This is a genomic window from Streptomyces sp. NBC_01198, from assembly GCF_036010485.1.
Taxonomy (GTDB): Bacteria; Actinomycetota; Actinomycetes; order Streptomycetales; family Streptomycetaceae; genus Actinacidiphila.
The window spans coordinates 7,385,975-7,410,532 of sequence record NZ_CP108568.1; the positions used below are offsets into that span (position 1 = coordinate 7,385,975).

Annotated in this window: 22 protein-coding genes; 6 read left to right on the forward strand and 16 right to left on the reverse strand. The window is 73.3% G+C overall.

From position 1 onward, the window contains the following. Window position 1: 1 nt before the first annotated feature. The 10 genes from OG702_RS33020 to ku all read right to left on the reverse strand — a co-directional run bounded on the left by OG702_RS33020 (window position 2) and on the right by ku (window position 9,985). Window positions 2-1,195, reverse strand: coding sequence for an LLM class flavin-dependent oxidoreductase (locus tag OG702_RS33020; RefSeq protein ID WP_327292618.1), 1,194 nt, complete (start codon window positions 1,193-1,195; stop codon window positions 2-4). 138 nt (window positions 1,196-1,333) lie between these two features. Next, the gene (locus tag OG702_RS35590) at window positions 1,334-1,474 is read right to left on the reverse strand and encodes a putative leader peptide (protein ID WP_442814665.1); all 141 of its coding nucleotides are present in this window, start codon (window positions 1,472-1,474) and stop codon (window positions 1,334-1,336) included. A gap of 115 nt (window positions 1,475-1,589) precedes the next feature. Beyond that, on the reverse strand, window positions 1,590-2,513 hold the full coding sequence (locus OG702_RS33025) for an NADP-dependent oxidoreductase (RefSeq protein ID WP_327292619.1): 924 nt from the start codon (window positions 2,511-2,513) through the stop codon (window positions 1,590-1,592). 23 nt (window positions 2,514-2,536) lie between these two features. Continuing rightward, window positions 2,537-3,286 (reverse strand): GNAT family N-acetyltransferase, encoded by a 750-nt coding sequence (locus tag OG702_RS33030; protein WP_327292620.1) that lies wholly within the window; start codon window positions 3,284-3,286, stop codon window positions 2,537-2,539. A gap of 101 nt (window positions 3,287-3,387) precedes the next feature. Then, window positions 3,388-4,410 (reverse strand): ABC transporter substrate-binding protein, encoded by a 1,023-nt coding sequence (locus tag OG702_RS33035; RefSeq protein WP_327292621.1) that lies wholly within the window; start codon window positions 4,408-4,410, stop codon window positions 3,388-3,390. A 32-nt stretch (window positions 4,411-4,442) separates the two neighbouring features. Next, on the reverse strand, window positions 4,443-5,237 hold the full coding sequence (locus OG702_RS33040) for an amino acid ABC transporter ATP-binding protein (RefSeq protein WP_327292622.1): 795 nt from the start codon (window positions 5,235-5,237) through the stop codon (window positions 4,443-4,445). Next, the gene (locus tag OG702_RS33045) at window positions 5,234-6,244 is read right to left on the reverse strand and encodes an amino acid ABC transporter permease (protein ID WP_327292623.1); all 1,011 of its coding nucleotides are present in this window, start codon (window positions 6,242-6,244) and stop codon (window positions 5,234-5,236) included. Before OG702_RS33045 ends, OG702_RS33040 begins: the two co-directional genes overlap by 4 nt. A 489-nt stretch (window positions 6,245-6,733) precedes the next feature. Then, a complete protein-coding gene (locus OG702_RS33050; RefSeq protein WP_327292624.1) occupies window positions 6,734-7,345 on the reverse strand; it encodes an acyl-CoA-like ligand-binding transcription factor in 612 nt (203 codons plus the stop codon). Next, window positions 7,342-8,952, reverse strand: coding sequence for an MFS transporter (locus OG702_RS33055; protein ID WP_327292625.1), 1,611 nt, complete (start codon window positions 8,950-8,952; stop codon window positions 7,342-7,344). The genes OG702_RS33050 and OG702_RS33055 overlap by 4 nt, the downstream gene beginning before the upstream one ends. A gap of 76 nt (window positions 8,953-9,028) precedes the next feature. Further along, window positions 9,029-9,985 carry a non-homologous end joining protein Ku gene (gene ku, locus OG702_RS33060; RefSeq protein ID WP_327292626.1) on the reverse strand — a complete coding sequence of 319 codons (957 nt, stop codon included), beginning with the start codon at window positions 9,983-9,985 and terminating at the stop codon, window positions 9,029-9,031. Between the two features lie 39 nt (window positions 9,986-10,024). On the opposite strand from ku, the gene ligD reads away from it, so the two are divergent. Beyond that, window positions 10,025-10,909: a non-homologous end-joining DNA ligase gene (ligD, locus tag OG702_RS33065; RefSeq protein ID WP_327292627.1), complete on the forward strand. Its 885-nt coding sequence runs from the start codon at window positions 10,025-10,027 to the stop codon at window positions 10,907-10,909. 37 nt (window positions 10,910-10,946) lie between these two features. Here ligD and OG702_RS33070 read toward each other — a convergent pair whose 3' ends face one another. Both OG702_RS33070 and OG702_RS33075 read right to left on the reverse strand, forming a co-directional pair. Next, window positions 10,947-11,597 carry a DinB family protein gene (locus tag OG702_RS33070; protein WP_327292628.1) on the reverse strand — a complete coding sequence of 217 codons (651 nt, stop codon included), beginning with the start codon at window positions 11,595-11,597 and terminating at the stop codon, window positions 10,947-10,949. Window positions 11,598-11,628: 31 nt separating this feature from the next. Continuing rightward, on the reverse strand, window positions 11,629-12,795 hold the full coding sequence (locus tag OG702_RS33075) for an ROK family transcriptional regulator (protein WP_327292629.1): 1,167 nt from the start codon (window positions 12,793-12,795) through the stop codon (window positions 11,629-11,631). Between the two features lie 152 nt (window positions 12,796-12,947). On the opposite strand from OG702_RS33075, the gene OG702_RS33080 reads away from it, so the two are divergent. The 4 genes from OG702_RS33080 to OG702_RS33095 all read left to right on the forward strand — a co-directional run bounded on the left by OG702_RS33080 (window position 12,948) and on the right by OG702_RS33095 (window position 18,090). Next, window positions 12,948-15,128 (forward strand): alpha-galactosidase, encoded by a 2,181-nt coding sequence (locus OG702_RS33080; RefSeq protein ID WP_327292630.1) that lies wholly within the window; start codon window positions 12,948-12,950, stop codon window positions 15,126-15,128. Between the two features lie 153 nt (window positions 15,129-15,281). Continuing rightward, a complete protein-coding gene (locus OG702_RS33085; protein ID WP_327292631.1) occupies window positions 15,282-16,637 on the forward strand; it encodes a M20/M25/M40 family metallo-hydrolase in 1,356 nt (451 codons plus the stop codon). Window positions 16,638-16,863: 226 nt separating this feature from the next. Further along, entirely contained in the window at window positions 16,864-17,103 is a 240-nt protein-coding gene (locus OG702_RS33090) for a DUF397 domain-containing protein (protein WP_327292632.1), read from the forward strand. Between the two features lie 156 nt (window positions 17,104-17,259). After that, window positions 17,260-18,090, forward strand: coding sequence for a helix-turn-helix domain-containing protein (locus OG702_RS33095; protein WP_327292633.1), 831 nt, complete (start codon window positions 17,260-17,262; stop codon window positions 18,088-18,090). 36 nt (window positions 18,091-18,126) lie between these two features. On the opposite strand, the gene OG702_RS33100 is transcribed toward OG702_RS33095, so the two are convergent. The 4 genes from OG702_RS33100 to OG702_RS33115 all read right to left on the reverse strand — a co-directional run bounded on the left by OG702_RS33100 (window position 18,127) and on the right by OG702_RS33115 (window position 23,445). Beyond that, a complete protein-coding gene (locus OG702_RS33100; RefSeq protein WP_327292634.1) occupies window positions 18,127-18,945 on the reverse strand; it encodes an SAM-dependent methyltransferase in 819 nt (272 codons plus the stop codon). A gap of 238 nt (window positions 18,946-19,183) precedes the next feature. Further along, on the reverse strand, window positions 19,184-20,182 hold the full coding sequence (locus tag OG702_RS33105; protein ID WP_327292635.1) for a hypothetical protein: 999 nt from the start codon (window positions 20,180-20,182) through the stop codon (window positions 19,184-19,186). 303 nt (window positions 20,183-20,485) lie between these two features. After that, window positions 20,486-22,330 (reverse strand): coagulation factor 5/8 type domain-containing protein, encoded by a 1,845-nt coding sequence (locus OG702_RS33110; protein WP_327292636.1) that lies wholly within the window; start codon window positions 22,328-22,330, stop codon window positions 20,486-20,488. A gap of 548 nt (window positions 22,331-22,878) precedes the next feature. Continuing rightward, window positions 22,879-23,445 carry a TetR/AcrR family transcriptional regulator gene (locus OG702_RS33115; RefSeq protein ID WP_327292637.1) on the reverse strand — a complete coding sequence of 189 codons (567 nt, stop codon included), beginning with the start codon at window positions 23,443-23,445 and terminating at the stop codon, window positions 22,879-22,881. 133 nt (window positions 23,446-23,578) lie between these two features. On the opposite strand from OG702_RS33115, the gene OG702_RS33120 reads away from it, so the two are divergent. Then, window positions 23,579-24,496 (forward strand): SDR family oxidoreductase, encoded by a 918-nt coding sequence (locus tag OG702_RS33120; RefSeq protein WP_327292638.1) that lies wholly within the window; start codon window positions 23,579-23,581, stop codon window positions 24,494-24,496. The last annotated feature ends 62 nt before the right edge of the window (window positions 24,497-24,558 follow it).

The window sequence follows — 24,558 nt, forward strand, 5'->3', positions numbered from 1 at the left end:
CTCAGGCGGTGGCGTAGCGGTTGGCGGGGCGGGGGAGTCCGAGCAGGCCGCGCAGGGTGGCGGCCTCGTAGGCGTGGCGGAAGGCGCCGCGGGAGCGCAGTTCGGGGACCAGGCCGCGGGTGATCGCCCGCAAGTCGTGGTCGGCGTCGGCCGGCCGCAGCCGGAAGCCGGTCAGGCCGGCCTCCCGCAACGCCAGCAGGTGATCGGCCAGTTGGGCGGGTGTGCCGGTGAAGACCGGGCTGTCACCGGAGTACGGCTGGTCCAGCAGCGCGTCCAGCCGCTCCCGGCGGGCCGTGGCGGCCGCCGCGCTGTCGTCGAGGAAGACCAGCAGGTCGCCGAAGACGTGCACGGTCTCCTCCGCCCGGCCCGCATCCCGCTGCTCCGCGCGGACCGCGGCGACGATCTCCGCAGCGTGGGCGGTGTCCTCGGGGGTGACGAAGCCGACGTCCGCGGAGCGCCCGACCAGGGGGTACGCGACGGGTCCGTGGGCCAGCGCGGTCACCGGTGGCTGCCCCTGCGGCGGTCGGGGGGTGATCGAGGGGCCCTTGACGCTGAAGTGCCGCCCCTGGAAGTCGATGTAGTGCAGCTTGGCGCGGTCGACGAAGCGGCCGGTTGCCACGTCCCGTATCTCCGCGTCGTCCTCCCAGCTGTCCCACAGCCGGCGCACCACCTCGACGTAGTCGGCGGCCTCGTCAAGCAGCTCCGTCAGGAGGTCCGCCGGGGAGGTCCCGCCGGTGCGCAGCGACGGCAGCACCCGGCGGCCGAAGTGCGCGGCGGTGTGCTGCTGCGCGGCGACCTGGACCCGCAGGCCGGCGCGGCCGGTGCTGACGTAGTCCAGCGTCGCGATGGCCTTCGACAGGTGGAACGGCTCGGTGTGGGTGGCGACCAGGGTCGGGACCAGGCCGATGCCGCTGGTCAGCGGCGCCACCCGGGCGGCGGTCAGCACCGCGTCGAGGCGGCCGCGCACCTGGTCGGTGCGCTCGTCGGGGCCGGCGAGCGGATCGGCCTGCTGGATCGCCAGGGAGTCCTCGAAGGTCACGAAGTCGAGCAGGGCGTGCTCGGCCTCGCGGACCGCGTCCACCCAGTAGGCGGCGTCGAACAGTTCGCGGGGACGGGCGCCCGGCTCGCGCCAGGCGGCGGGGTGCCAGCCGGCGTCCGACAGGGCGACGGCGAGATGGAGCGGGGGTACGGACATGCGGGGTGCCTTCCTCGATCGACCGGGAGGTGGGCGCGACCGGCAGGCCGTACGCGTGCGGGGCGCCGCCCGTGCTGTGACGAGGACGGGGGCCGGCAGGAACGTGCGGCGGGGAGGGTCGCGCGGCAGTGGGCCGGGTCAGGCGCAACAGAGTGCGCCGGCCACCCTCGCGAGGTCGATGTGCTGCCGCCCGTACAGGCGCACGTGCGGTCCGCCCGGCACCAGCAGGCGTACCGCGGCGGGGTGGAAGACGGCGTGGTGAGGCCGGGTCGCACCCATGCCGTCACCCCCTCGTCCTGGCCGAACGGCCGTTGTCCTGCGAAGCTAACCCGGGTCCCCCGCCCGGCGCAATCCCCGTCCGGCGGGCGGGCGTCACCCGCCCGCCGGACAGGCCCTACCGGCCGCCGACCTCGATGACGATCTTGCCCCGGGTGTGGCCCTCCTCCACCGCGCGGAGCGCCTGGCCGGCCTCGGCGAGCGGGAAGACCCGGGTCACCAGCGGGTCAAGGTCTCCGGCGGTCACCAGCAAGGCCACCGCGTCGAGGACCGCGCCGGTGCGCTCGCGCACGATCGCGCTGCCGCCCAGCTCCGTGACGAGCGCCTTGTCGGCGCCGCTGAGCAGCCGGGACCGGTCGGTCAGCAGCTCGGCCAGCTCGCGCAGCGAGGCACCGCCGACGAGGTCCAGGACCCCGTCGACCCCGTCGGGAGCCGCCGCGCGGACGCGCTCGGCCACGCCCTCCCCCGAGGTGACATGGACGGCGCCCAGCGACTCGGCCAGGTCGCGCTTCACCTCGCTCCCGGTGCCGATCACGGCCAGCCCGGTATGCCGGGCGATCTGGACCGCGGCCACCCCGACGCCGCCGCCGACGCCGTTGACGAGCAGCGTCGCGCCGGATGGCAGGGCGAGCTGGTTCACGGCGTCGTACGCCGTCGCCGCCGCGACCGGCAGCGCGGCCGCGTCCGTCCAGGACAGCCCGGACGGCTTGTGCGCGGTGCCGCCGGCGGGGACCAGGGTGTACTCGGCGTAGCCGCCGGTGTCGGTGCTGCCGAACACCTCGTCGCCGACCGCGAAGCCCTCGACGCCGGGGCCGACCTCCTCGACCGTCCCCGCGGCCTCGCTGCCGAACACCGACGGCAGGTCGGTGGCCCGCCCGCCGGCCCGCCGGTAGCCGGTGCGGCGCTTCCAGTCCACCGGGTTGACGCCCGCGGCCCGTACCGCGATCAGCAGTTGCCCGGGACCCGGCACCGGTCGCGGGAGGTCGGCGAAGGTCTCGGTCTCGGGGCCGCCGAAGGCGGTGTGGACGAAGGCGGTGGGCATGGCGTGCTCCTCGGATGTACGGGTCAGCGGTCGGCGGGGACCTGGAGGAAGTGGAAGAGGGTGGTGCGGCGCAGCGTGAAGCCGATCGACTCGTAGAGCCGTATCGCACCGGTGTTCACCGCCGCCGCATGCAGGAACGGCGTGTCGCCGCGGGCGGTGATGCCGGCCGCCACATGGCGGACCAGCCGGGTGGCCAGGCCCTGGCCCCGGTGCTGCTGGTCGGTGCACACCGCGCTGATCTCGGTCCAGCCGGGCGGCCGCAGCCGCTCCCCTGCCATCGCCACCAGCCGGCCCTCCCGGCGGATGCCGTAGTACGCGCCCATCTCGACGGTGCGCGCCAGGAAGGGCCCGGGCTTGGCGCGACCCACCAGCTCCAGCATCTCGGGGATGTCGGCGCGGCCCAGCCGCTCGGCCTCCGGGTCGTCGGCGGTCCGCAGCGACGTCGCCACCAGCTGGACGCCGTCCGCGGGGGCGCCGGCCGCCCAGCCCGCGGGCACCGCGGGGATACCGGCGAGCGCGAAGGAGTTGCCGGCGCCGACCAGCTCGGCCAGGTCGTCCCAGGCCTGCGGGTCGTCGGGGTCGGCGATCGCCACGAAGGGCGACACGTCCGGCTGGTAGCGGGCGGCCAGGCCGGCGGTCTCGGCGAGATGCCGGTGCGCGCCGGACAGTGCGGCCCACACCGCGTTGTCCAGCACGTGCGGGCCGGGCCCCGCGTGCCTGGCCTGCGGGAACGGTCGGGAACGCCGGGGCTGGGGCGGGAGGCTGGTGGACATGGCCGGGGTGGTGCTCCGTTCTGCGCCTGCTCGTCGGCACTCGTGGACGACAACCGGGTCGGGGGCCGGGATAGTCCTGGCCCGGGGCGGTCCTGCGCGGTTCAGGAGTTGGTCACCGGCAGTCCCGGCGGGTTGATCTGCGAGCTGGGCAGGCCCTCGTTGCTGAGATTCCAGGCGGCCAGCCAGGTGCGGTACTGCCCGCCCGCGATGAGGTGGTTGATCGCGTCGGCGAGCGGCTTGGCCAGCCCGCTGTCCTTCTTCGCCGTCGCGCAGATCAGCCCCTGCAGGCTCGCCCCCGCGCCGGAGAAGGTGCCCGCGCTGCGGGTCGCGTTCGGTGTGCCCGCGGTCGTGGTGACGTGGTAGGCCACGCTCGGGTTGGGTGCGAAGTAGGCGTCGATCTTGCGGGAGGACAGCGCCAGGTAGGTGCTGTTTGCCTCCTGGAAGTACTTGACGGTGAGCTTCTTGCCCTCCGCCTTGAGCTGGCGCTGCCACGTCAGCAGGATCTTCTCCTGGTTGGTGCCCGAGCCCACCGCCACGGTCCGGCCGGCCAGGTTCCGGTAGTCGCCGCCGAAGTTCCAGGTGTCGTCCTTGCGCACCTCGAAGCCCAGGTTGTCCTTGCGGTAGCAGGCGAAGTCGTAGTGCTCCTTGCGCTGCTCGGTGTCGGTGATGTTGGAGAAGCCCACGTCGGACTTACCGCTGTCCAGGCCGACGAAGAGGTTGTCCCAGGTCGCGTTGTGGAAGACCGGCTTGAGACCGAGGACCGCGGCGACCAGTCGGCCCAGGTCGGGCTCCGAGCCGGTGAGGGTCTTCTGGTCGGTGCCGACGTAGCCGATCGGCGGGGAGCCCGCGGGCAGGAAGCCGAGCCCGATGGACAGCTCGCCCTTGTCGGCGATCGCCTTCGGGAGTTCGGCGCGGATCGCGGCCACCTCGGACACCGCGATGGAGGTCTGCTCGGCGGCGCCGTTGGACACCGCCCCGACGACCACCGTGCCGTCGGCGGTGGAAGCGGGGGGCGCCGCCGCGTCGGAAGTGCTGTCACTGCCGCAGGCCCCCAGGGTCAGGGCCAGCGAGGCGACGGCGGCGGCGGTCAGGACGGATCGGTGGCGGCGACGGAGGCGAGGCATGGGCGTCCTTGAGGTCGGGAGGGGCAGCGGGGTCAGAGGACCCGGCTGAGGAATTCACGGGTACGCGGGTGCGCGGGAGCGTCCAGCACCTGGGCCGGTGGGCCCTGCTCGACGATCAGCCCGCCGTCGAGGAAGACCACGGTGTCGGCCACCTCGCGGGCGAAGCCGATCTCGTGGGTGACGATGATCAGCGTGGTGCCGCTGGTGGCGAGGTCCTTGATGACGTCGAGTACCTCGCCGACCAGTTCGGGGTCCAGCGCCGAGGTCGGTTCGTCGAAGAGGATCACGCCCGGCTCCAGGGCCAGCGCTCGGGCGATGGCCACCCGCTGCTGCTGCCCGCCGGACAGCTGCCGGGGGTAGGCGTCGGCCTTGTCGGCGAGCCCCACCCTGGCCAGCAGGGTCCGGGCCAGCTGCTGCGCCTGCGCCCGGTTCCTGCGGCCGGTGGCGACCGGTGCGGCGGCCACGTTGTCCAGCACGGTCAGGTGCGGGAAGAGGTTGAAGCTCTGGAAGACGAAGCCGATCCGGCCGCGCTGGGCGAGGATGGCCCGCTCGCTGATCTCCTTCAGGCGTCCCCGGTGCCGCCGCACCCCGATCAGCTCGCCGTCCACGCTGACGTGGCCGATGTCCAGCTTCTCCAGGTGGTTGACCGCCCGCAGCAGGGTGGACTTCCCCGATCCCGACGGCCCGAGGATCACCGTGACCTGGCCGGGCGGCACGGTCAGGTCGACACCGGAGAGCACCTGGTGGGTGCCGTACGCCTTGTGTGCGTTGTGGATGCTCACGGCGGCGGGCCGCGGCGCCGTGCTGTCCTGCGTGACGGTGCTCATCCGGCCGCTCCGATCGCGATCCGCGCCCGCACGTCCCGCAACCGGGTGCGCAGCTGCTGCAGCGGGGTGGGCGGCAGGGAACGCAGGGCGCCGCGGGAGAAGTACCGCTCGACGTAGAACTGGATCAGCGACACGACGCTGGTGAGGATGACGTACCAGGTCGTGGCGACCAGCAGCAGCGGCACCACGTCGCTCGGGTACGTGCTGCCCAGCGACTCGACCTGGCCGAACAGGTCGAGCAGCGAGACGTAGAAGACCAGGGACGTGCTCTTGACCAGGCCGATCAGCTGGTTGACGTAGCTGGGGACGATGGTCCGCAGCGCCTGCGGGAAGACGATCCGGGTGAACTGGTAGCCGCGCGGCATGCCGAGGGCGGCCGCCGCCTCGTGCTGCCCCTGGTCCACCGAGAGCACCCCGCCCCTGACCACCTCGGCGGCGAAGGCCGCCTCGTTGAGGCTGAGGCCGACGATGGCGACCACCTGCTCGGAGGCCAGCTTCGACTCGTCGAAGTGCAGCAGACCCGGGCCGAACGGCACCCCCAGGGTCACCGTCCGGTAGAGCGCGCCGAAGTTGTAGAGGAAGAGCAGCAGCACGATCAGCGGGATCGAGCGGAGCAGCCAGACGTACACCCAGCTGACCGTGCGCAGCACCGGGCTGGGCGACAGCCGGGCCACCGCGAGCACGATGCCGCCGAGCAGCCCGAACAGCGCGCTCCACGCGGCGACCTTGAGGGTGATCAGCAGCCCGTCGACGATCACCGGACGCAGGAACCAGTAGCGGTACCGGTCCCACTGGAAGAAGGGGTTGGTGACCAGCCCGTGCGCGACCTGCGCGACGACGAGAAGGACCACCGCGGTCAGCAGCCAGCGCCCCGGGTGCCGCAGCGGGACGACCCGCTGGGCCGACAGCACGTCCGGCGGCTTGCCGGACGGGCCTGGCGGAGGTCCGGGTCTCTCGGTGGCGGACGGGGGCGCGCCTGCGGTGGCAGGCGGGGGCGATTCGTTCATCGGGTGACTCCAGCGCGAAGCAGGTGGTGCCGCACGGCTGCGGCGGGGAGCCGGCCGGGGAGGCGGTGCGGGAGGGGCCGGAGCTGAGCACGGAAGGGTGCACAGGCAAGGGCAGGCGGGCCGGCGGTGCCGCGGGCCTGATCTGGTGTCAGCGGCGCCCGGCGGCCGGCGGTGGTGTACTCAGCCGGTCAGCGGCGACACAGCGCGGCGCTGACGCGGAGCACATCGACATGCCAGGACAGGAAAGCCGGCGTGCGGCGGTGTCGTCGACACGCTGCCGTCCCGTTTCCTGCGTCCATGTCGGCCACCATCGTCCGTGTGCGGGTACGGTGCCGCGTCGCGGCCCGGTGTTGCGGCGGCCGGCGGTGATCCGGCGGCACGGGCCGTAACGTTGGCATCGGGCGCAGGGCGTGTCAACGACGGGGCGCCCGCGATGTCCGGCTCTGCGGAGATTGACCAGCCGTCACGGGCGCTGGTTTCATACGCCGTTCAAAAACGCAGCCCCTCGGCGAGCAGCGCGAACTGCCGGTCATAGAGCGCGACCAGATCCACCGAGCCGTCCCGCTGCACCCAGTGCTTGACCACCGCGGTGGACACCGCGATCAGCGCGGCCGCGGCGCAGTGCACGTCCAGGTCGTCGGGGTCGCGGCCGGTGCGCTCGCTGATCACCGCGGCCACCACGTCCTGGCTGCGCTGCAGCTCGTCCCAGGAACGCGCCCTGATGGCCGGGTCGGTGAAACCGAGCCGGGTGCGCAGCAGCAGCTCGTCGTGGTCGGCCTGCAGCAGCCGCCCGAGCGAGTCGGTCAGCGCGTGCCGCAGCGAGTCGATGATCGGCTCGCCGGGCGGCCGGGCCCGCAGCGCCTCGACGAGAGCGGGGTCGTACTCGTCGTCGAGGACGACGTCCTCCTTGGTCGGGAAGTAGCGGAAGAAGGTGCTGGGGGAGACCTCGGCCGCGTCGGCGATCTGGTCGACGGTGGTGGCCTCGTAGCCCTGGGCGGCGAAGAGGCGGTAGGCCTCGCGCCTGATCGTCCGCAGGGTGCGCTGCTTCTTGCGCTCCCGCAGGCCCGGTTCCGGCGCGGTCGGGGTCTCCTTGGCGTTCATGCCAGCGATTGTCCGTGGTCGGCGGTGCTCGTGGCGACCTCGCGCGCGGGCGGGACGGTGTCCCCGGCCGCGGCCTTACGCTCAGTGCCGCCGGCCGCGCGGGCGGGCAGGAAGACGGCGGCGAGGACGGCCGCGGTCAGCGAGATGGCCGCGCAGACCAGCAGCGCCAGGCTCATGCCGTGCACGAAGGCCAGGTGCGACGAGGCCAGCAGGTCCGGGTCGTGCAGCCGCGCCGCCACCGCGCCCGCGCCGCTCACCGAGTCGCGCGCGGTGCCCGCGGCCGCTGCTGGCAGCCCGCCGGTGTCCAGCCGGGCGAGATACCCCGCGCTCAGCAGGCTGCCAAGGCCGGCCACCCCGAGTACCCCGCCGACCTGCTGCACGGTCTCCAGCAGGCTGGTGCCGCGGCCCGACCGCTCGGCGGGCAGCGACGCCATCACCAGGCTGGTGGCCGGCACCACGGCGAGGCCGAACCCGAAGCCGGTCATGGTCAGCCACAGCGCCGCGTAGGCGTATCCGTCGCCGCCGCCGGTGCCCGCGCCGACCAGGGTGCCCGCGGCGAACACCAGCAGCCCGGCCGGTACCACCACCCGCGTGCCCAGCCGCGGCACCAGCGTCTCGCCCAGCGTGGCGGCGGCCATCAGCCCGCCGATCAGCGGCAGGATCCGCAGGCCCGTGCCGAGCGCGTCGTGCCCGAGCACCACCTGCAGATACTGCGGCACGACGAACATGATGCCCATCAGCGCGAAGTTCACGAAGACCGCGATCAGCGTGCCCCAGCGGAACCGCGGGTCGGCGAACAGCCGCAGGTCCACCAGCGGGTGCGGGAACCTGCGCTGCCACACCGCGAAGACCGCCAGCAGCGCCACGCCCCCGCCGACGCCGCCCAGCACCTCGGGGCTGCCCCAGCCGTCGTCCGGGACCAGGATGGTGCCGTAGACGAGCGCGGTGATGCCCAGGGCGCTGAGCACGGTGCCGACCGTGTCGAAAGGCGCGGCCGCGGTGCGCTCCCGCGTCCGGTCGGCGGGCAGCAGCCAGACACACGCGGCCAGCGCCAGCACGACCACCGGCACGTTGAAGAGGAACACCGAGCCCCACCAGAAGTGGTTGAGCAGCCAGCCGCCGACCAGCGGCCCCACCGGCATGCCCACCGCGGTGGCCGCGGTCCACACGCCGATCGCCTTGGGCAGCTCGGCCCGGCCGAAGATCCGCGGCAGCACGGCCATCGACACCGGCATGATCATCGCCGCGGCCAGCCCGAGCACCGTCCGCACCGCGATCAGCTGCCCCGGCGAACCGGCCTGGGTGCCGGCCAGCGACGCCAGGCCGAACAGCGCGACACCGCCGATCAGCACCCGCTTGTGGCCGTGGCGGTCACCGAGCAGCCCGACCGGCAGCATCGCCACCGAGAGCGCCAGCAGGTAGCCGCCGTTGATCCACTGCAACTGGGCGCTGTCGGCACCGAGCTCACGGGACAGCGTGGGCAGCGCCACGGTGATGACGGTGCCGTCCAGCGCGATGATCAGCACGCTCAGCGTCAGGGCGGCCAGCGCCCACCACCGGCGCGGGGAGTTCGCCAGCGGGGGAGGGGCGGGTACGGGGACGGACATGGCGACCTCCTGGGAGTCGACTCGATAAAGAAAGTAACTCCCAGGAAGATGTCATCTGTCAAATGACAGTGAGCTTTCAGTTTGCCTTGCGGTGGGGCGTCGCCTTCTTCGCGGTCTTCTTGGCGGCGGTCTTGCGCGCGGTGGTCTTCTTGGCCGCCGCCTTCTTCGCGGCCGCCTTCTTGGCCGGGCGCTTGCCGGCCGCGCCCTCGCCCTTGGAGCTCAGCTCGGTGACGGTTGCGTGTTTCCCGTCGTCCCCGCCGCGGCTGTCCTTGGCCTGGTCCACCGATGCCTGGAGCGCCGACATCAGGTCCACCACCTTGCCGCCGCCGCCCTCGCCGGTGGCCGCCGGCGGCTCCGCGCCCTCCAGCTTCGCCGTCACCAGCGCCTCCACCGCCGCCGCGTACTCGTCGTGGTAGGCCGACAGGTCCGCCTCGCCGAGCGCCTGGATCAGGGTGTCGGCGAGGTGCAGCTCGTTGTCGCTGATGTTGACCTTGCCGCGCGGGACGGCGTCGGCCGCCGAGTTGAGCTCGTCGGGCCAGCGCAGGGTCTGCAGCAGCAGGATGTCGTCGCGGGCGGTGATCAGCGCCAGGTGCTCGGAGTTGCGCATGGCGAACTTGCCCACCGCCGCCTTGCCCGAGCGGGCCAGCGCCTCGCGCATCAGGACGTACGGCTTGTTCGCGGTCGGCGAGGACGGCGCCAGGAAGTACGGGGTGTCCAGCTGCATCGCGTCCACGGAGGCGGCGTCGAGGAAACCGCTCACCTCGATGGTCTTGGCGGTCGGCAGCGGCAGCGCCTGCAGGTCGGCGTCGGTGACCTCGACCAGCTGGTCGTCCGGGGTCTCGAAGGCGCGGCCGATGTCGGAGGAGGTCAGTACCTCCTCGTCGAGCTCGCAGGTCTTCTGGTAGCGCACCCGGCCCTGGTCGGCCAGATGGATCTGCCGGAAGCTGATCTTGTGGCTCGACACCGCGGATCCGAGCTTCACCGGGATGGAGACCAGCCCGAAGGCCAGGTTCCCGCTCCAGACGCTGCGCATAGCGTGTCCTTTTTGTCAGGCTATGGGAATCTTTATGCTATGCCGATCACCGAGGTCGAGGGCCGCCAGATCAAGCTCAGCCACCTCGACCGGGTGCTCTGGCCGGACACCGGCACCACCAAGGGCGAGCTGCTGCACTACTACGCGAACGTCGCCGAAGTCCTCATCCCGCACTGCGCCGGACGGCCGGTCAGCTTCGTGCGGACCCCCGACGGCGTCCAGGGCCAGCGCTTCTTCCAGAAACGCCCGCCCGCCGGTACGCCCGAGTGGGTGACGACCGCCGAGACGCTCAGGAGCAGCGGCGAACTCATGCCGCAGGTCCAGCTCAACGACCTCGCCACGCTGATGTGGGCCGCCAACCTCGCCTGCGTGGAGATCCACACCCCGCAGTGGCGGTCGGCGACGCCCGGCATCGCCGACCGGCTGGTCATCGACCTCGACCCCGGCCCCGACCGCACGGTGGTCGACTGCTGCCAGGTGGCCCTGCTGCTCCGCGAACGGCTCGCCGCGGACGGCCTGCGGACCTGGGCGAAGACCAGCGGCTCCAAGGGCCTGCACCTCTACGCGGCGCTGCGGGGCGCCGACTCGCGGCAGGCCTCCGCCTACGCGCGGCGGGTCGCCCAGGAGTTGGAGCGCGCGCACCCCGACCGGGTCGTCTCGCGGATGACCAAGGTGGACCGGACAGGGCGGGTGTTCATCGACTGGTCGCAGAACTCGGCGAAGAAGACGACGGCGACGCCGTACACGGTACGGGCGCGGCCGCACCCCGCGGTCTCCACGCCGCTCGCGTGGGACGAGGTGGCTTCCGCTTCCCGCCCGGCGGACCTGGCCTTCACCCTCACCGACCTCCCCCCGCGCCTCGCCGCCCACGGCGATCTCCTGGCCCCGCTCCTCGACCCCTCCGCCGCCGCGCCCTTGCCGTGACGCCTGGCGCCCGCCAGCGGCGGGGAGCCGGGGGGGCTCAGGTGCGGGGCTCGGCGTACCAGCGCCAGGTGGCGCGCTGTTCGCGTTCGCGCAGGGCGATCCGGCCGGTGGACCACAGCAGCGCCTGCCAGGGCTCGGCGTCGGCGGGGGCGTCGGGGAAGAGCCGGTGGAGCGCCCGCTCGCACAGATCCGCCGGCGGCTCGAAGGGCACGCCCAGCCCGGCGGCGATGTCGCCGGTGTGGACCAGCGTCTCGACCACGCCCATCGCCCCGAAGCCTTCGGGGTCGGCCGGGCCGAAGACGTGGTGCGACCGCACGTCCGGTGAGGTCGTGCGCACCATCGAGGTCAGCAGGGCGCCACAGGCCTCAAGCACCTGCAGCAGACCTGCGGTGCCCTCGCCGCGGTCCACGAAGATCGTGCTCGCGGGACCGCCCGCGGTCTCCCGGCGCCAGGTGGCGGGCACATGGGTGGTCAGCGAGGGCACCCGCGGGCCGAGTTGCAGCGCGTAGGCGAACAGGTCGTCGGCCAGGTGCTCCACGGTCTGCCAGCAGGTCCACTGCAGGCTGCCCGCCGCCTTGTCCCAGCCGCTGTCGGGGGCGGCCTGCAAGGCGGTCACCGACAGCCGTACGGCCAGGTCGACGTCGTCGGCCGTCACCGGCCCCGGAGCGCGTTCTGCTGCGGAGGTCATGCCGGGAACCGTACAACCCGAGGCGCGCGGGTCAGCGCGGGGCGGGCGCGAAGACCCGCTGGGCGGCCACCGCGGCGCCGCCGCGCGCCCACGCTTCGAAGGGCAGCGGCCGCACCACGATGTCGCAGTCGGCCGCGGCCCCGAAAGCCTGCGCGCGGAAGGCCGTGCGGACCGTGTCGGCGAAGAGGTCGTAGGAGGCGACGCCCTCGCCGGAGACGATGATGCGCTCCGGGCCCACCAGGTTGGCGATGGCGGCCATCGCGAGGCCGAGCGCGCGCCCGGCGCGTGCGAAGACCTCCCGCACGGCCGGGTCGCCCGCGTGCGCGCGCCGGACCGCGGACGCCATGGTCAGCCCGGGGTCACCAGTGGCCTGCCTGGCCTGCTCGACGATCGCGTCGGTGGCCGCGACGGCCTCCACGCACCCGGTGTTGCCGCAGGTGCAGACCCGGTCGCCGCCGACCGGCAGGTGCCCGGCCTCGCCGGCGACGCCGTACGCCCCGGACACCACCCGTCCGTCAACCGCGATGCCGCAGCCGATCCCGGCGCCGACGGTGACCACCGCGAACGACGACAGTCCCGCGCCCGCGCCGAACCACTGCTCGGCGACCGTCAGCGCGCGCACGTCGTTCTCGACCACCACGGGCGGGCCGGCGGCCGCTTCTACCAGCCGGGCGAGCGGCACCTGCCGCCAGTCGAGGAACGGCGAATACTGCACGGTCCCGGTCCGCGCGTCGATGTCCCCGGCCAGAGTGACGCCGATGCCGTGCACCGCGCCCGGCGCCCCGGCGCCCGCCGCCTCCCCGCCCGCCGTCCGCAGCCCAGCCACCAGCCGGCCGATCGCCCGTACGGCGCTGTCGACGTCCCGGGAGGCCAGCGGGGCGCGGCGGGCGGCGAGCGGGGTCGCGGTGAGGTCGGTGAGGACGCCGATCAGCTCGTCAGCGGTCACCTTCACCCCGACGAAGCGGGCGCGCTCCGCACGCACGGCCATCGGCGTCGCGGGCCGGCCGCTGGCCCGCTCGCCGTCCGGCCGGCCCAGCTCGGCGATCCAGCCGTCGGCCAGCAGCGGGGCGGAGACCTTGGTGACGGCGCCCGGTGACAGTCCGGTGCGCCGCCCCAACTCGGCCCGGGTGAGGGGGCCGTGCACGAGCAGCGTCCTGAAGACCAGAGCGGCGGCCGGCGGCCGTCCGGCGAGCGTCATACGGGCGAGCCTACCTTTCTGCCGGAAACGACCACAGCATTCCACCTGCACCTGACTTCCCCCCAGACCCATGGACCGGGCATCCGAATATGTTGACCATGGAAGGAAAGTCGGCCTAGATTCGGCGCCGGACCCGAGGAAAGGACCCCGCCATGCAGAACGCCCCCGCACGGACCGTCTCCCTGCGTGCGGCGGGCACCGCCCTGGTCGTGGAGCTGGCCGAGCCGGTGCCGCGGGTCCTGCACTGGGGCGCCGACCTCGGCGAGCTGTCGGACGCCGGCCTCGCCGCGCTGTGCCTCACCGCGGAGGGCGCCGTCCTCAACAACTCCATCGACCAGGCACGCAGGTTCACCGTGTGGCCGACCGAGGCGGACGGCTGGTCCGGCACCCCCGCCCACGAGGGCCACCTCGCCGGCGGCGCGGCGGCCCCCGGGCCCTTGCTCACCGGCGGCACGCACCGGGAGTTCCCCGGCGGGGGCGGGGAGATCGTCATCGCCCTGACGGACGCCACCGCCGGTCTCGACATCGACGTCACCTACCGGCTGGAGCCCTCTGGCGTGCTCGGCGTCTCCGCGGCGCTCACCCGCACGGCGGACGCCGAGCCCGTACCGTACGACCTCGCCCGCGTCTCCACCCTGCTGCCGCTGCCGGCCCGCGCCACCGAGGTGCTGGACTTCACCGGCAAGTGGAGCAGGGAACGCCAGCCGCAGCGCCGCCCGCTCGGCCACGGCAGCCACGTGCGCGAGGTGCGGCGGGGCAAGCCGGGCCTGGACTCGCCCTACCTGCTGGCCGTCGGCGTGCCCGGCTTCGGCTTCCGGGACGGCGAGGTCTGGGGCGTGCACGTGGCCTGGAGCGGAGACCAGCGCTATCTGGCCGAGCGCCTCCCGGAGGGCGCCGGTGTGCACGCCGCGGTCCTCGGCGGCGGCGAGCTGCTGCGCGCCGGCGAGATACGGCTCACCCCGGGTGCGACCTACCGCACCCCGGTCTGTCACTTCGGCTGGTCGGCCGACGGGCTGGACGGCCTCGCCGACCGCTTCCACGCCCTTCTCCGTGCCCGGCCCTCGCACCCCGGCACCCCGCGCCCGGTGGTCCTCAACAGCTGGGAGGCCGTCTACTTCGACCACGACCTGGACCGGCTGCGCCGGCTCGCCGACCGGGCCGCGGAGGTCGGGGTGGAGCGCTTCGTGCTGGACGACGGCTGGTTCACCGGCCGCCGCGCCGACGACGCCGGGCTCGGCGACTGGTACGTCGATCCCCGGGTGTGGCCGGACGGCCTCGCCCCGCTGGCCGACCACGTGCGGGCGCTCGGCATGGACTTCGGGCTGTGGTTCGAACCCGAGATGGTCAACCCCGACTCCGACCTGGCCCGCGCGCACCCGGACTGGATCCTGGGCCCCGCCCGCGGCCGCGGCCCGACCTCCCGCAACCAGTACGCCCTGGACGTCTCGCACCCCGACGCGTGGGCCTATCTGTTGGAACGCCTCGACACCCTGGTCGGCGAGTACGGCATCGCCTACCTCAAGTGGGACCACAACAGGGATCTGCACGAGGCGGTGCACGGGCCCGGTGACCGGCCCGCGGGGCACGCGCAGGTCGAGGCCTTCTACCGGTTGCTCGACACGCTGCGGGCGCGGCATCCCGGGCTGGAGATCGAGAGCTGCGCCTCCGGCGGCGGCCGGGTCGACCTGGGGGTCCTCGCCAGGACCGACCGGGTGTGGACCTCGGACTGCAACGACCCGGTGGAGCGCCAGACCATCCAGCGCTGGACCGGCCAGCTGCTGCCGCCGGAGCTGATCGGCGCGCATGTCGGAGCCGCGGAGAGCCACACCACGGGGCGGGTGACCGCCGACACCTTCCGGCTGGCCACCAGCCTGTTCTGCCACCCCGGCATCGAGCAGGACCTCACCCGGTGCGACCCGCAGGAGCTGGCCAGGCTCACCGCGTGGACCGCCCTCTACCGCGAGCTGCGCCCGCTGCTGCACAGCGGCCGGCAGGTCCGCGCCGACCTGCCCGGTGACGCCACCGTGCTGCACGGCGTCGTCGCGGACGACTCGTCGGCCGCGCTCTACTGCTGGGCGCGGCTGGCCACTTCGGCGGAGAGCCAGTCCGGCCGGGTGCCGCTGCCGGGTCTGGCGCCCGAGGCGGCCTACCGGGTACGGATCAGGACCGACCTCGGGCTGCCCTCGCTGCACCAGACGGCAGGGCCGGCCTGGTTCACCGCGGCGCTGGACGGATGGGTGCCGCTGCCCGGGACGGTGCTGGCGCGGGCCGGGTTGCCGATGCCGACGCTGAACCCTGGGCACGCGCTGCTGATCGAGGTGCGAGCGGCCTGACCGGGGGCCGGGCCGCGTGCGGCGGACCGGCCGGCTTCCGTATATCGTCCGGTTCGGCCCACTCCGGCCGCGGCGGCACCGTGGGCGACCGGGGTGCTGAGCGAGGGGACCCCGCCGGGGCCCGGCCGCACGACGGGACCAGGAGCGCACCCGATGGACCTCACCAGCACCGTGGACGGCCTGATGGACGGCCTCACCGCGGACCTCGTCCGGCTGGCCGCGATCCCGTCCGTCGCCTTCCCCGGCTATCCGCGCGCCGAGGTCCTCAGGGCCCACGACCTGCTGGTGGATCTGCTGCGGGAGGCGGGCGTCGAGCACATCGAACGCCTCGACCTGCCCGACACCTCACCGGTGATCTACGCGGAGGTCCCGCCGCCGGACCCCAGTGCTCCGACCGTGCTGCTCTACGGCCACTACGACGTCCAGCCGCCCGGTGACGAGTCGCTGTGGCTGTCCCCGCCCTTCGAGCCGACCCCGGTCGAGGGCGGGTTGCGGGCCCGCGGCATCGCCGACGACAAGTCCAACGTCATCGCCCACCTGGGGGTGCTGCGGGCCTACGGCGGACGGCCGCCCACCGGCCTGAAGATCGTGATCGAGGGCCAGGAGGAGTACGGCAGCGCCTTCGACGACTACCCCGCCGCGAACCCGGAGCGCTTCGCCTGCGACGCCATGGTGATCGCCGACATGGGCAACCTGCGGCCCGGGACACCGACCCTCACCACGGGGCTGCGCGGCGTCGCCGAGGTCGTGGTGGAGGTCCGCACGCTCGCCGAGGCCCGGCACAGCGGAGCCTTCGGCGGCGCCGCCCCCGACGCGCTGCTCGCCCTGGTGCGCGCGCTGGCCGGGCTGCACGACGAGCGGGGCGACGTGGCGGTGGCCGGGCTGCGCCGCGATGAGTGGACGGGGGCGTCGTACACCGAGCAGGAGTTCCGCGAACTGGCGGGTGTGGCCGCCGGGATGCCGCTGACCGGTACCGGCAGTCTGGGGGAGCGGCTGTGGAGCGGCCCGGCGATCACGGTGATCGGCCTGGACGCCCCGGCGGTGGACGGCGCCGCCTCCGCGGTGGTCCCCTACGCCCGCGCCAAGCTCAACCTGCGGGTCCACCCGCAGCAGGATCCGGGGCAGGCCGCCGGGGCGCTGGTCCGGCACCTGCGCGAACTCCGCCCGTACGGAGTCGAGCTGACGGTCACGGCGAGCGAGGCGGGACCCGGTTTCGAACCCGCGGTCGAAGGCCCCGCCTACCGTGCCGCCCGTACCGCGCTGCGTGAAGGGTGGGGCGCAGAACCGCAGTTCGCCGCGGGTGGCGGCTCGATCCCGCTGGTCAACGGGCTCGCCAAAGCCGCGCCAAACGCGGAGGTGCTGCTGTTCGGTGCCCAGGACAGCATGTGCAATCTGCACGCTCCCAACGAGCGGGTGCTCTTCTCGGAACTGCGCGGCGCGGTGATCGCCGAGGCCGCTTTCCTGCGCGAATACGCGGCGGCCTTCCGGGCGGCCGGCGGCGCCCGCTGAGCGGCCCCGCTCGCACGTTTCCCGCCCGCCGCCCCATGCGGTGCTTTTCCTCCCCATTTGCTGATTTGTCGCACTCGGCACAAAGAGCGCCGGTCGCTGCACGCGGCGAATGCAATTGCATCGGGAATTGCATCCGCACTTGCCGGGTAGTGGTGTGTGAGTGCCGCGAGGCGCGGTGCGGATGCGACGGACGAGCACGGTGGACTCAGGAAAGAGGCGATGCCCTGTGGAGCAGCAGATCGGCAACGGAGTGCGGTCCAGCATCATTTCCGGAGTGACGTGGATCAAGAGCGCTCGCAGCAACCAGAGCGGCAACTGCGTCGAGGTCGCCCAACTGCCAGGCGGCGGCGTGGCCGTGCGCAATTCGCGTTACCCCGAGGGACCTGCTCTGGTATACACACAGGCAGAGATGGCCGCATTCGTCGAGGGTGCCAAGGACGGCGACTTCGACGCCTTTACAGCGTGAAGCCGACCGGTTGACGTCCCAGGAGGACGACCTGCGGGCTTCGCGGTGCAATACTGGCCCGTCCAGTATGACTCGGGAGCCCGCATGTCCCCTCAAGCGCAGCCCGTATCACCGTTACCGCTGTTCGAACGCCGGCCCGACATGGGTGCGCGGGCCATGTCCAGGGTGCTCGGCAATTACCTGCGCGCGCTGCGCGAGAGCCGCGGCTGCAGTCCGGCCACCGCCGGCAGCCATATCCGTGCGCACGCGTCGAAGATCAGCCGGATGGAGACCGCCCACGTCTCCCTCAAGGCCCGCGACGTGGAGGAACTGCTCCAGCTCTACGGTGTCGCCGAGGCGGAACGCGCCGAGATCGGCCGCCTGGTGCAGCGCGCCGCCAGCCCCGACTGGTGGCAGCCGTACGGCGAGGTCGTGCCCGACTGGCTGCAGGCGCTGATCGGACTGGAACGCGACGCGCACCTGGTGCGTACGTACGAAACCCAGTTCGTGCCCGGCCTGTTGCAGACGGTCGCCTACGCCCGTGCGGTGGTGCAGAGCGGGCGCCGGCTCGCCCCGGCCGAGGAGAACGCCCAGCGGGTGGAACTGCGGCTCGAACGGCAGCGCAGGATGGCCGAACCGGGCGCGCCCGTGCTGTGGGCGCTGATCGACGAGGGGGTGCTGCACCGCCCGGTCGGCGGCTCGGCCGTGATGCGCGAGCAATTGCAGCACCTGCTCGACGTCCTGCGTCAGCCCGGCGTGCGCTTGCAGGTCGCCTCCTACGCGGCGAGCGCCGCCGCCACTCCGGGGGCCGCGGTGACCTATCTGCGATTCGCCCAGGGCTTCCTGCCCGACGTCGTCTACCTGGAGCACATGACCAGCGCGGTCTACCTCGACCGGCTCGACGACGTCGACCGCTACCGTGCCTCGCTCGACGAACTCAGCGCCCTGGCGGCAACTCCCGCGGCCAGCAGGGCGATCCTGGAGGAGGCCCTGCTCCGCTACCGGTGACGCGGGGCGGGCGGGGCCTGACCCGCGGCGGGCCGGTCAGCCGACGATGCGGCCGACACCGCCGAACCCGATCCACTCCATGCTCGGCTGCTTCAGTGCCAGGTCCGAGTCCGGGCGCCAGGTGGAGACCTCCACCAAGCCGGGCTCCAGGATCTCCGTGCCCTCCAGGAACCGCAGCACGTCCTGCTCGCGCCGGACCTCGCCCCAATTCCCGCCGGTGCTGCGGGCCATGAAGTCGGTGACCGCGCGCCGGGTCTCCTCGTCCTCGCTGACCAGCTGGCAGACCACCAGGAAGCTCCCGGGCGGCACCTTGGCCGCCGCCCGCCGCACCACGTCCGCCGGGTCGTCACGGTCCGGAATGCAGTGCAGCACCGACACGAAGAGCACCGCGACCGGCTCCTCGGTGTTGATCAGCCGCCGCACCTCAGGGTGCGACCAGATCTTCTCGGTGTCGCGCATGTCCGCCTGGATCACGGCGGTGTTGTCGTTCTGCTCCAGCAGTGCCCGGCCGTGCGCGAGCACTATGGGGTCATTGTCTATGTAGACCACCCGGCAGGCGGGATCGACCCGCTGGGCGACCTCGTGGACGTTGTCCTGCGTCGGTAAGCCGGAGCCGTGGTCGACGAACTGCCGGATCCCGTAGTCATCGGCCAGCCTGCGCACCACCCGGCGCAGGAAGGAACGGTTGTTCAGCGCGAGCACTTTGGTGCTCGGCACCTGCTTGAGCAGCTCTTCGGTGGCCGCGCGGTCCGCCGGGTAGTTGTCCTTCCCGCCCATCAGGAAGTCGTACATGCGGGCCACGCTGGGCACCGTCACGTCGATCTTGTCCGTCAGTGGAGCGTCCCCGTTGTCCATCGGGTTCCTCACGGCATCGTCGGCCCCGCACGGGCGAGTTGAGAGTGATCTGGAGCACTCCATCCTAGGCAGCCGCCGCCCGCCGGTCGAGACCGCGGTAGGCAACGACCACCCCGCGCCTCACTCCTGACCCATCCGTGATCCGCCCGCCGGGCAGCGCTGCCCGTCAGGGGGTGGCCGGCGAGGCTCCTGGGGCGTGTTCCGGGGGCGCGCGGGGGGATGCGGGGGCGCGCGGCCGTCAGGCGGTGACGGGCAGCGCGTTGTACGCCTGTGCCACCACGGCCGGCGAGCCCTCGACCCGGGCGCCGGCCGCCCAGCGCAGCACGATGTCCCGGGACTCGCCGGGCAGCAGCCACAGGCAGTTGTCGTCCGCCAGCGAGGGCGGCAGGGCGCCGCCGGGTGCGGGCGCCGCGAGCGACAGGCGCACCATCGCGGCGGGGGAGGCCCCGGTGTTCGCCACCGCCGCGGTGACCGCGGTTTGGCCCGCGGGACGCGCGGTGACCGCCAAGGCGACGTTCGGCAGGCCGTTGAGCGAGCGCATGTCCGTCGGCGTGCGGTAGCGCCAGTAGTCGTTGGCCGACAGCAGCCGCCCGTCCGCGCCGGTCAGCCGCAACCGCAGCAGATGCGTGGCCGGCAGGCTCCGCGCGAACGGTACGGCGAAGGCCGCCGTGACGCTGCCGGCCGGCAGGTCCGCGGCCTGCCGGGCGGGCGCGCCGATCGGCCGCCCGCCGAGGTCGTACAGCTGCGCGGCGATCGACGCGCCCCGTACGGCGGCGCCGGTGTGGTTCGCGGCGAGCACCGTGCCGTCCGCCGGGTCCGCCTGGACGTGCAGCGGCTCGCAGCCCTTGCGGGCACCGTAGTAGCCGCCGGTCACGTCGAGGCCGTGGCCGAGGACCGGCCACACCGGGGTGTGCAGTGGCGGGTGGGGAAGCGCCGAGGGCAGCGTGCCGGCGCCGCGCCACATCCGGGCGTTCCAGGCCTCGAACATCGCGCGCATGCTCTCGTAGTCGACGAACTGCGCCTTGCGGCACAGGTCCTGCTCCGACGTCGAGGTGTCGAGGCGGTCGTCGACCGCCCGCCGGTAGGCCTCGCGATACGCACCGCCGGATCGGCCGGGCCCGACCGCCGCATGGCCGGGCCGCCGCCCGGGCCCGGCGGCGCGCGCGGTCCCGGCCGCATGCGCCGCCGGGGCCGGGGCGGCACCGGGTCTGCTGAGGGAGGCCGGGTTCTTCGGCATGGCACCGCTCCGTTCAGGAATGAGGGTTGAGGGTGGCGACGGGTGGTGAGGGCGATGAAGGCGATGCGGGGGGATGAAGTGCGGGGTTCCGCCCGCCCCGGACGAGGAGGCGAGCGGAGTATGACAACGTTGCCATGCTTGTGTTGACAACGTTGCCAAGGCAGTCTGCTCTGCCGCGCGCGACAGTTCAAGCCGGACACGGAAAATCCCTGACGGGCCGGCACGCCCCGCCCGACGCGGACATGACGAAGGGGGCCGACGGCCGCCGCCGTCAGCCCCCTCCGCGGGTGAACCGCCTGCCGGTCAGCCGGCCGGGTAGCTCACCACGTCCACCGGCACGGTGTCAGTGCCCTGCGCCGCGTCACCGTGGTCGTTGATCACATGGTCGATCACGCCTGCGCCATTCAGCGACACCGTCAGCAGGTCGTGGAAGCGCACGTCCTTCCGCACCGGCGCCTCGAAGCTGTGCGACACGTGGATCGTCGGATCGACGTTGAAGAAGCAGTAGCTGCCCAGGCCCCAGGCCTCGTGATGGCGCACCGGGTCGCCGACCTTGTAGGCCGGGTAGCCGTCGACGCCGTGGTGGCGGTAGGCGGCCTGGTTCGGCGGGTCGTACGGCAGCTCGTTCTGGAACATGATCGTCCGGCCGTGGTCGCCGTTCCACACGACGTTGTACTTCTGGAAGTGCTCCACGAACAGGCCGGTGGCCAGCACGTGGTCACCGTTGACGACGACACCGGACTCAGCGGTGTTCACCGTCCAGCCCACCCCGCTGCCGTGGTCGGCGCGCCAGGCCCAGACGTGGTCGAGCAGCACGTGGTCGCTGTTGACCACCAGCGCGGTGCCGGTACGGCCGGGGCCCGCGCCGCCGATACGGAAGAAGACGTCCTGGACCGATGTCGGGTCCAGCGGGTCGCTGCGCCGCCCGTGGCCGGTGCCGATCTCCAGCAGCGACCGCGACTCCGTCTCGCCCGCGTCGAACAGCAGGCCCGCGATCCGCACCCCGCGCACGTCGTCCACCCGCATCGCGACCGCGCCGCCCACCGGGGTGAGGGTCGCGAATCCCAGGCCCAGCACCACCGTTCCGGCCCACTTGACCTTGATGGTGCCGGTCAGCCTGTAGATGCCGGGGGTCAGCAGCAGGTGCTTGCCCTGTGCCAGCGCCTTGTTGATGGTCCGCACCGAGTCGGACGGCTGGGCGATGAAGAACTGCTCGATCGGGATCGAACTGCCCGGGGTGTGTCCCGCACTCCAGGTCGCGCCCGCCGAGTCGTGCCGCACTGCGGGCAGGAACACCCGGTAGCGGCCGGTCGCGTCCACGTACAGGAAGGGCTTCTCGCGGCTGACCGGGGTGGCCGGCAGCGTGGTGTAGGGCGGGTCGGGGAAGGACTGCGCGGGGGCGCCGGTGACCCCCGAGAAGACCTGGTTCCACACCCCGTTGGACCAGCCGGCCACCGCGCTGTCGCGGGTCAGCCACTGCTGCTGCGAGGCGTTGACGACCTGGCCGTCGACCACCGAGTCGGCGATGAAGCCGCCGCTGGAGAAGCCCCCCTGGCGGGGGAAGAGGAAGAGCCGGCCGCGGATGTGCACCCGGCGCAGGGGCGCGGCCTGGGACACCGCCCACCAGGCGATGCCGTCGGTCGGGTTGACGGACAGATTCTCCGCCGAGCGCCAGAAGTTGGTCAGCGCGCTGTCTCCGCCGCCGGGCTGCGGCTGCCCCTCGACGCGGACGGCGCCGTTGACGGTCACGTCGTCTGGGGACAGGCCGAGGCCGGCGACCGAGGTGTAGTAGCCCAGTTGCGCGTCCACGTCGTACGCGCCGGGCTTGAACAGGAACGCGAAGCGTCCGGTACCGAATTCGCTGGTGACCTGCTGCTGGGCGGCGGCGTCCAGCGCGGCCTGGATGTCGGCGGTCGGGGTCGTGGGGTCGAAGACCTGGACGTGCGGACCGAAGTCCGGCTCCGCCGGGGCGTGCGGGCGCCCCTGGCCGCCGCGCGCGGCGGCGGGTGTCGCTGCCGCGCCGAGCGGCACGGCTGACGCCAGGGCGGCCGTGGCGATGAACGAACGCCGGCTCAGCGCGCTGTCCGCGGCAGCGTCCTGCGTTTCCTGGTCCGGGAGTTCACTGCCTGCGGCCCTGAACGACGACATGAGCGATGACCACCTTCTACCACCTGAAACCGGTAGCCCTACGGATTGTGGGCGACGTGAGAGCGCTCTCTCGCAGACGTACCCTCCGGCGTGCGGGGCCTGCTGTCAAGATTTGTGAGAGCGCTCTCTTTCGTGCCTGGCCACGCCCCTCCCAGTCGCAACTTCCGCCACGGCGCCCGCCGTTCGCGCCCGTGCGGCGCGAACCGCGGCGCTCGGGCCGACGCCGGCCGTACGGGGCCCCGACGTGCGATTCCGCGGGCGGCGGCCCGCTGCCGCCGGGTCCCGCCGGGCGCGGCGCGGCGGGCGCGGGGGTGGCGGCGACGCCCGATTACGGTGTCGTAACTGTTCCGTGTGCATCCGGTCGCGGACCGCGTCCGAGGGGCCGGGCGGCGAGTGCCGAGGTGCGGGTCGGGGCCGCGAGGCGACGGGTTTGAGGTGCGGAGCCGGGGCCCCGGGGTGACGGCTGCGAGGTGCGGGTTCGGGTCCGCGAGGTGACGGCTCCGAAGTCCGGGAGCTGGATCCCGGTGAGGCCCCGGGGGCGGGGACGGTCAGGCCCCCGACGTGACGGCTTTGAGGTTGGCGAGCGATGTGCGCATCAGCTGCGTCAGGCTGTCGCCCGCGGAGCCCTCGATCCAGCGCTCGAACGCGATCCTGAAGACCGCGATTCCGGCCTCGGCCGCCAGGCTCGCGGCCGGCTCGGCCACGCCCCGCCGGCGCAGGGCGTCGGCGGTCGCGGCGGCGAGAGTGGCGAGCTTGATGAGCTCGCGCTCCAGCAGTTCGGGGTTCGCGGCGATCACGGACTGGCGCCGCACCGAGAACGGCCGCCGGTCGGCGAAGAGGTCGCCGACCGCGTCGAGGCCGGCCGCGACCGCGTCGATCGGCGCCGCGGTGTCGGGGGCGCCGGCCACGGCGTCGACCAGGACCTCCTGCAGTGCGGCCGAGCCGGAGAAGAGCACTTCCCGCTTGTCGGCGAAGTGCCGGAAGAACGTCCGCTCGGTCAGGCCGGCCCGGGCGGCGATCTCGGTGACCGTGGTCTGCGCGAAGCCGTGCTCGACGTAGAGATCAAGGGCGGCCTGTTCGAGGCGGCCCCGCGCGTTCGGCTCCCATCGACCCATGCCCCCGATTCTACGTGATGGCAGCGACTGACATCGAGTGCTACGGTTGATGTCAGTTGCTGACATCGAATGCGGGTCGGCCGGACCGTGGCACAGGACGGCCGACCGACCGGCACCACGGAGGTTCTTTTCCATGCGTGTTTTCGTCACCGGCGCGTCCGGCTGGATCGGCTCAGCCGTCGTCCCCGAACTCATCGCCGCCGGCCATCAGGTCGTCGGGCTCGCCCGCTCCGACGCCGCGGCCGAGGCCGTCGGTGCCGCCGGGGCCGAGGTCCGGCGCGGCACTCTCGCCGACCTCGACGTGCTGCGGTCCGCGGCCGACGCCTCCGACGGCGTGATCCATCTCGCCTTCCAGCACGACCTCGCCTTCTCGGGCCACTTCGAGGCCGCCGCGGAGGCGAACCGGCTGGCCGTCGAGGCCTTCGGTGAGGTCCTGGCCGGATCCGACCGCCCGCTCTCCCTCGCCTCGGGCACCCTCGGGCTCGCGCCGGGCCGGGTGGCGGTCGAGGGCGACGGGCTCGGCCCGAACGCGCCGGGGGCAGGCGGCGGCCTGGGCATCCGGCACGAGACCGCGCGCGCCACCATCGCCCTCGCGTCCCGCGGGGTCCGCTCCTCCGTCGTGGGCCTCGCCCCGACCATCCACGGCGAGGGCGACCAGGGCTTCATGGCGACCCTGGTCGCGATCGCCCGCGACAAGGGCGTCGCCGGCTACATCGGCGACGGGTCCCAGCGCTGGCCCGCCACACACCGGCTGGACGCCGCACGGCTGTTCCGGCTTGCCCTGGAGAAGGCCCCCGCGGGGTCGGCCCTGCACGGGGTGGCGGAGGAAGGGGTGCCGCTCCGCACCGTCGCCGAGGCGATCGGCCGTCACCTCGGCGTCCCGGTCGCCTCCGTCGACCCGCAGGACGCGGCCGAGCACTTCACCTGGCTGGCCGGCTTCCTGTCGGCCGACAGCCCGGCGTCCAGCGTGCACACCCGCGAACTGCTGGGCTGGCACCCGACGCACCCCGGGCTCGTCGAGGACCTCGACAAGGGCCACTACTTCGCCTGAGCCCCCTCCGACCCGTCCCACCCGGCTCGCGCCCTGCCCTCCGGCAGGCGCGGGCCGTTCCT

Excerpts from the sequence above, each read along its gene's own strand:
- OG702_RS33115 (WP_327292637.1), bottom strand. The coding sequence starts at position 23,445 with ATGGGTCGATGGGAGCCGAACGCGCGGGGCCGCCTCGAACAGGCCGCC.
- ku (WP_327292626.1), bottom strand. The coding sequence starts at position 9,985 with ATGCGCAGCGTCTGGAGCGGGAACCTGGCCTTCGGGCTGGTCTCCATC.
- OG702_RS33070 (WP_327292628.1), bottom strand. The coding sequence starts at position 11,597 with ATGACCTCCGCAGCAGAACGCGCTCCGGGGCCGGTGACGGCCGACGAC.
- OG702_RS33110 (WP_327292636.1), bottom strand. The coding sequence starts at position 22,330 with ATGTCGTCGTTCAGGGCCGCAGGCAGTGAACTCCCGGACCAGGAAACG.
- ligD (WP_327292627.1), top strand. The coding sequence starts at position 10,025 with ATGCCGATCACCGAGGTCGAGGGCCGCCAGATCAAGCTCAGCCACCTC.
- OG702_RS35590 (WP_442814665.1), bottom strand. The coding sequence starts at position 1,474 with ATGGGTGCGACCCGGCCTCACCACGCCGTCTTCCACCCCGCCGCGGTA.
- OG702_RS33085 (WP_327292631.1), top strand. The coding sequence starts at position 15,282 with ATGGACCTCACCAGCACCGTGGACGGCCTGATGGACGGCCTCACCGCG.
- OG702_RS33020 (WP_327292618.1), bottom strand. The coding sequence starts at position 1,195 with ATGTCCGTACCCCCGCTCCATCTCGCCGTCGCCCTGTCGGACGCCGGC.
- OG702_RS33095 (WP_327292633.1), top strand. The coding sequence starts at position 17,260 with ATGTCCAGGGTGCTCGGCAATTACCTGCGCGCGCTGCGCGAGAGCCGC.
- OG702_RS33040 (WP_327292622.1), bottom strand. The coding sequence starts at position 5,237 with ATGAGCACCGTCACGCAGGACAGCACGGCGCCGCGGCCCGCCGCCGTG.
- OG702_RS33080 (WP_327292630.1), top strand. The coding sequence starts at position 12,948 with ATGCAGAACGCCCCCGCACGGACCGTCTCCCTGCGTGCGGCGGGCACC.
- OG702_RS33025 (WP_327292619.1), bottom strand. The coding sequence starts at position 2,513 with ATGCCCACCGCCTTCGTCCACACCGCCTTCGGCGGCCCCGAGACCGAG.
- OG702_RS33075 (WP_327292629.1), bottom strand. The coding sequence starts at position 12,795 with ATGACGCTCGCCGGACGGCCGCCGGCCGCCGCTCTGGTCTTCAGGACG.
- OG702_RS33050 (WP_327292624.1), bottom strand. The coding sequence starts at position 7,345 with ATGAACGCCAAGGAGACCCCGACCGCGCCGGAACCGGGCCTGCGGGAG.
- OG702_RS33105 (WP_327292635.1), bottom strand. The coding sequence starts at position 20,182 with ATGCCGAAGAACCCGGCCTCCCTCAGCAGACCCGGTGCCGCCCCGGCC.
- OG702_RS33055 (WP_327292625.1), bottom strand. The coding sequence starts at position 8,952 with ATGTCCGTCCCCGTACCCGCCCCTCCCCCGCTGGCGAACTCCCCGCGC.
- OG702_RS33100 (WP_327292634.1), bottom strand. The coding sequence starts at position 18,945 with ATGGACAACGGGGACGCTCCACTGACGGACAAGATCGACGTGACGGTG.
- OG702_RS33120 (WP_327292638.1), top strand. The coding sequence starts at position 23,579 with ATGCGTGTTTTCGTCACCGGCGCGTCCGGCTGGATCGGCTCAGCCGTC.
- OG702_RS33035 (WP_327292621.1), bottom strand. The coding sequence starts at position 4,410 with ATGCCTCGCCTCCGTCGCCGCCACCGATCCGTCCTGACCGCCGCCGCC.
- OG702_RS33030 (WP_327292620.1), bottom strand. The coding sequence starts at position 3,286 with ATGTCCACCAGCCTCCCGCCCCAGCCCCGGCGTTCCCGACCGTTCCCG.
- OG702_RS33045 (WP_327292623.1), bottom strand. The coding sequence starts at position 6,244 with ATGAACGAATCGCCCCCGCCTGCCACCGCAGGCGCGCCCCCGTCCGCC.